This is a genomic window from Photobacterium alginatilyticum, assembly GCF_009910675.1.
Taxonomy (GTDB): Bacteria; Pseudomonadota; Gammaproteobacteria; order Enterobacterales; family Vibrionaceae; genus Photobacterium; species Photobacterium alginatilyticum.
In genome coordinates, this window is the sequence record NZ_RSEJ01000137.1 from 1 (window position 1) to 960 (window position 960).

At 35.1% G+C, this 960-nt stretch carries 1 protein-coding gene; it reads left to right on the top strand.

The window, feature by feature from the left end:
• The first annotated feature begins 41 nt into the window (after positions 1-41).
• On the top strand, positions 42-842 hold the full coding sequence (locus EIZ48_RS28370) for a hypothetical protein (protein ID WP_160658747.1): 801 nt from the start codon (positions 42-44) through the stop codon (positions 840-842).
• The last annotated feature ends 118 nt before the right edge of the window (positions 843-960 follow it).

The window sequence follows — 960 nt, forward strand, 5'->3', positions numbered from 1 at the left end:
GGCGTTATGCCTAAAATTCACAAATTAAGTAGAGGGGATATATGCCATTTATAACTGGTTTATTCAAAGATGGAAGTGAATATAAGAAAGCAATTACAAAAAGAACAAGGTGCTTACAATTTTGCACCGATGCATTGTTGGAAAGAAAAGATTATGAGGTAATAGACCTATCATCACTTTCTCACAGTCCTAATGTAACAGAAATATCGTTTGGAAAGAGTTTGACATTGACTCAATCTAATATGATTGACCTATCTAAGTGTAAGAAAGTCACTGAKTTGTCGATTATGATAGACAACTCTATTGATTTGTCACGAATATCAGATTTGGAAATTAAGTATTTACGTCTATCTTGCATAAATCCCACCAGTTTATCTTTAAAAAATATACCTTCATCTGTGACATACTTGGTGCTAGATGGACCATTTATAGACTTTAACCTATCAGATGTTAGTTCTAAGTATCTTAAGAAACTTTACTTTTACAACCTTAATTTTGATATGGCATTATTGCCTAAACTAAATCTCCCTGAATCAGTTTCATTATTAGAGTTCTCACAAGACATAGCAAATAGTTTAAGTGACCTAAGATTTGGTAATTGTTCTTTTTCTGGTGTTACTAATTTTACTAACCTTGCCAGATCCAATAGGTTAAGGAGTTTTATCTTTGATGACAGTGATTTTTTCCATCTTGATGTAAGTGAATTATGCAATATTGATGTCCTTGGCTTTGTAAAACTGTCAGACCCTTCGAGATTATGTGTATCGGAGGACTCTATAGACATTGGTAGAATTAAAAGTAGCGGGATGGCAGTTTACAGTGATTCTTTCGAACTAGTGTAGTGATAGGACTTGGTTGGCATAACAAGGCAATCAAGGTGACCCGTTACACTCGGCGGTTTCGGTTTGAAGTTCGGTATGCTTTGCTAGTTCAGTGCGGGGCACCTTATTGCAGGCGTTA